This window comes from Allobosea sp. 05T422_2 (genome assembly GCF_056396265.1).
Window position 1 is genome coordinate 1 of sequence record NZ_JBFTLD010000382.1, and the last position, 4,866, is coordinate 4,866.

Genomic DNA, 4,866 nt, shown 5'->3' on the forward strand with positions numbered 1-4,866 from the left:
GGTGATCGTCGTCTGGAAGTCCTCGTTGACGATCGAGAGGTCGGCGAATTGCAGGCCGCTGCCGCGCAGGTCGAACAGGTCCGAGCCGTCCTGGAAGCCGGAGACCGTGTCGCCGAAGAAACTGCCCTCCGTGCTCCAGCGCCCGGTTCCGCTGTAGACGAAGAGGTCCTGTGCATTGTCGAGATCGAAGCCGAACTCGTCGCGGCCGGCCTCCATCTGGTCGTCGGCCACACCGCTGACCAGCCGATCGGAGCCACCTCCCCCGTTCATGCCCGAGCCGACCGCGCCGGCATGCAGTTCGTCATTGCCGGCATCGCCCTGCAGGCTGTTGTCGAAATTGCTGAAGGAGCTGTCGCTGCCGAAGAGGACGTCGTCGCCCTCGCCGCCCGAGGCGACGCCGCCGCCGTCACTGGTCGCSAGCGTCARYCGGTCRTTGCCCGCSTCGCCRAACAGATTGTCGAAGCCGCCCGGRCCGCCATCGAGGATATCGTCGCCGGCGCCGCCATGGATCTCGTCGCTGCCGCCAAGCCCGGTGACCTGGTCATTGCCGCCAGYGGCGAAGATCCGGTCATCGTCCCGCGTGCCAGTAATGACATCATCGCCATTCGTGCCGGCGATGACGAAGTCGGTGTTGGTGAAATCGCCGGTCGTGAAGCTCTGCAGGCCGGCAAACTCGACCGTGAAATCATCGGCATCGAGCAGGCCGTCATCATTGGTGTCGGCCACCAGGAACGTATTGCCGGCACGCTGGATATAACCCAGCTGCGTCAGCTCATCGCCGCCGCCCGGCAGGGCCGCTCCGATCCGTGGATTGGCCTCGATCTGGCCGACCCAGGCGAAATCGCCGCCGGAGAGCTGGAGCACATCGCCGTCGGCCAGTCCGGCACGCTGGAAATCGGCAACGAAATCGCGCACCGAGAAGCTCGAATCCGGCTGGAAGGCGCCGGCGTTGAAGTTGAACTGGTCGTTGCCGCCGCCGCCCTCGATCCGGTCGGCGCCTTCTTCGCCTTCCAGCTCGTCGGCGCCCGCGCCACCGCTCAACTGATCGCTGCCCCGGCCACCGAACAATTCGTCGGCGCCGGCGTCCCCGAACATCGCATCGGCGCCGTCGCCGCCGAACATGTCGTCGTCGCCGATGCCGCCCGAAAGCGTGTCGGCCCCATCATCGCCGTCGACATTGTCGTCGCCGGCACCGCCGGACACCGTATCGTTGCCGTCGCCACCCGCCAGCCCGCCGTCATCACCCGCGCCGCCATCGATCGTGTCATTGCCGGCATCGCCTGTCAGGAAGTCGCGGCCTTCGCCGCCATTGATCGTGTCGGCGCCATTGCCGCCCTGGATGAAATCGTTGCCGTCCCCGCCCGTCAGCGTGTCAGCGCCGTTGCCACCTTCGATGTTATCGTCGCCGCCGCGGCCATTAATCGTGTCGTTGCCGCCAAGCCCCAGGATCGTGTCGTTCCCCTGGGTGCCGTTCAGCGTATCCGCGCCATTGCCGCCGGCGATCACAAAATGCGTGCTGCCGAAATCCGACTGGACGAGATTGAGCTGGCCGTTGAGGCGGATCGTGAGATCGCCCGCGTCATAGCTGCCATTGTCGTTGCTGTCGGCGAGCACAAAGGTGTTGCCGCCGTTGAACGCATAGGAGATGGCCGCCAGCCCATCGCCGCTGGTCCCGATCGCGCTGCCGAGCGTGGGCATGGCGTTGAGCTGCCCGCCGAAGCTGAAACGCGTCGCGGGGCTGAAGGCGTCGAACTCCAGCGTGTCGCCAATGGCGTTTCCGGCGCCCTGGAAATCGGTGACGATATCGGTCAGGGCCGCGGTCGAGGTTCCGCCGAACGGGTCCCATTCGAACCGGTCATTGCCGCCGCCTCCGGTCAGCATGTCGGCGCCTGCGATCTCGAAATTGGAGTCGCCCGCCAGCGTGTCATTGCCGGCGCCGCCCTGCAGCACGTCGGCGCCGCCTCCGCCGGCCAGCTGATCGTCATCGCCGCCGCCGTCGAGCGTATCATTGCCGCCGAAGCCGAGGATGAAATCGGCGCCCGCCAAACCACGGATGAGGTCGGCGTCTTCCGTTCCGAAGAGCGTGTCGTCTCCCGTTGTGCCGTCGATATTGGCCATGATCCTGCTCCGAATTGGTGGAAATGCCCCTAGGAGCCCACGGACTTTTCTTGGCGGGCGGACGCTGATGCTCGGATCTGGGCGAGTCCGTCCTCCGCCGTCTCGTCACGATCAAGCGGGCGAGGTTCGGCCCCGCTTGGGAGTGGCGCTGTCTATCAGCAGCCCTCGCGCGCGAAGCTGACAGGTCCTGTCAGCGAAATGTCAGTTTGGCGGATGTAGGATGGACCATTGACCGCGAAGAACGGCGGGTATGGCCGAATTGCGACCGGGTTGAGGGTGACGCGATGGTTGAGGGTGGTGAACCGGCCATAAGGCCCTGGCGACATCAGGTCCTGGTCGTTGCCGAGGGTGACGATTTCCTCTGCAGGCTCGAGGAGATGGACGCTTGGCTCGAGCGCTGGAAGATCACGTACCGCGCCGTCTCGGTGAAGCGGGACAAGGGCGCCATACGGGTCTGCTTTCGTGAGGCGAGCCTCGCCCACGCCTTCCATGAGACGCTTGGCGGCGAGCTCGTTCCGCCTGACGCGCTCGCCGCCGCCCTGGCAGCCGATCCCTTCGCCGAGACAGGAAGGCCGCGGCTGATGAGAGCGCCCGAAGCGTGATCAACGTCGCGTCGGGCCTGGGCTCCTCTGCCCGGCTCCGCGCTGCAAATCCGCGCGCCGCATGACTGCGCGGCGCGGAGGGCCGATGTCGGTTCTCGCAATCCTGCCGTCCGTCAGCACCGCGCCGCTCAATAGCCCAGCGCGCGGAGCAGGACGATCCGGAACGGATGCGTGAACGCGTAGAACACGAGAATGATCGCGATCATGGCCCCGATCCAGATATGCCTGCCGGATCGGGGCATCTTATCCAGGACTGTGCCGGCGCTGTCCCGTCACCGGGTCAGCGGCGCCAACACGGCTGCTGCGAGGATCACGACGATCGCTGTCCGGAACAGAACCCAGTGACAACGGGTCATCGTCAGGTCAGATCTTGATTGCGCATTCATGGGCAAACTCCCTCACGCACTCAACGACGGGGCGGAGGCTCGCGCCGTTGCCGGCAAAGGACAAGCAGAAACGCATGAATTCGACCTTTTGAGGCGCAAGTATTCGGCAGCAGTTGCTTAAGCGCCACACCCGAAACGCGGCACCGAAATGCAATCGTAGGTCGATTTCTTGACGCTCCCTACCCCGAATGCCAGCGCGCGCCGCGAATACTGGAATGACAGCCAGACGGCTGGCGGCGGGCTTCAGGGAAGCCGGGTCAGAACCGGTGTCACGACCCAACGGTCCCTGGGCAGCCTCGGGGCGACCTCCCCTGGGCCCTTCCAACGCAAACTGGCCCCGCCCGCCAAGGGCCACCAGTAGCCGCAACGATCAGGAGACGACCTTATCCGCCAGATGCGATCCCACCCCCGCGCTCACACCCATAAAGGTCGAAAACTGTAAAGTATCACCCCAAGATTCGACATGGAACATAATGAGATACGGCAAGGCCAAAGCCATCATAAATGCGGAACCAAACAGCACCCTGAAACTCTTCTCATGAGCTATGGCAAGTTCTCTAAACCTGCTCCCATAAGCCGGGACAAGCGCTCGTAACTTAGCAAAATTCACGATGCCCCCATTTCCTGTCCGCAGAACGCTCCGAGCGCTCCATTGGTGATATCGAGGGGTTGCATCTGATCTGTCGCATCGCGCGACTTGGCGGGCCCGGCTGATCAGCCGGACGATTTCGCCGGGCATTACRGAGATGGCCTTGGCGGCATCCGCGGATCGGCTCACCCCGCATGACCCGGCGCAGTCTTCTGCGCCCCTTGCCTGCCATGACCCGAGCCTCCTGCCCGCATAATGCTTCGGCCTGGACGCTGAATCGCAAGCTGCAGCTCATTCCTGCAGAATGCGCCCATGGGTTGCAATATCGACCAAAGGCGAGCCGCGCGCCTTTCCGACGAGGGGGTTGATGCGGCGGGGTTTGCGGCCACCTGTGCTAGGATCGGCATCGCCAGGGGCCGTGGTTTCCCCGGGGGCGATACCGACGAGCACGAGGGCCATCATGTCCGGGCTTGATCCGTCGCATATCATGCAGGTCGGGATGGGGTTCTTTGCCTCGAAGACGCTGCTTTCCGCCGTCGAGCTGGGGCTTTTCACGACGCTCGCCAAACAGCCGATGACGGCTGGCGAGATCGCCGCTTCCTTGCAGCTCAGTCCGCGCGCCATCCCGGATTTTCCCGATGCGCTGGTCGCGCTCCGATTTCTCGACCGTGACGGCGACGGCCCCGGGGCGCGCTATGCGAATACGCCCGACAGCGCCTTCTTCCTGGACCGGAACAGCCCGGCCTATATCGGCGGCATCCTGGAAATGGCGAATGCGCGCCTCTTCCGCTTCTGGGGAGACCTCACCGAGGCTCTGAAAACCGGCAAGCCGCAGAACGAGACCAGGCATTCCGGAGAATCCGTCTTCGCCACGCTCTATGCCGACCCGGCGCGGCTCGAGCAGTTCATGAACGCGATGTCCGGGATCTCGGCCGGCAATTTCAAACTGTTTGCGGAGGCTTTCGACTTCTCAAGATTCAGCAGCCTTTGCGATGTCGGCGGCGCGACCGGGCAGCTCTCCTGCATGGTCGCGGCCGCGCATCCGCATATGCGCTGCACCAGCTTCGATCTCCCGAAGGTCGTGCCGATCGCCCTGCGCCGGATCGAACAGGCGGGCCTGAGCGACCGGGTCGCGGCGGTGGGGGGCGACTTCTTCGCCGATGCTCTGCCC

Annotated in this window: 4 protein-coding genes; 2 read left to right on the plus strand and 2 right to left on the minus strand. The window is 64.6% G+C overall.

Translation table 11 applies throughout. From position 1 onward, the window contains the following. Positions 1-2,118: calcium-binding protein (locus tag AC1DJT_RS34500; protein ID WP_476835848.1), on the minus strand; the 2,118-nt coding region annotated here is incomplete at its 3' end. A gap of 284 nt (positions 2,119-2,402) precedes the next feature. Between AC1DJT_RS34500 and AC1DJT_RS34505 the strand changes: the two genes are divergently transcribed. Then, positions 2,403-2,720, plus strand: a complete 318-nt coding sequence (locus AC1DJT_RS34505; protein ID WP_441506891.1) for a hypothetical protein — start codon at positions 2,403-2,405, stop codon at positions 2,718-2,720. A 756-nt stretch (positions 2,721-3,476) separates the two neighbouring features. Here AC1DJT_RS34505 and AC1DJT_RS34510 read toward each other — a convergent pair. After that, complete coding sequence (locus AC1DJT_RS34510) at positions 3,477-3,716, minus strand: hypothetical protein (RefSeq protein ID WP_476771047.1); 240 nt, start codon at positions 3,714-3,716, stop codon at positions 3,477-3,479. Positions 3,717-4,155: 439 nt separating this feature from the next. On the opposite strand from AC1DJT_RS34510, the gene AC1DJT_RS34515 reads away from it, so the two are divergent. Further along, the coding region (locus AC1DJT_RS34515) for a methyltransferase (protein WP_476835849.1) at positions 4,156-4,866 on the plus strand (711 nt) is incomplete at its 3' end.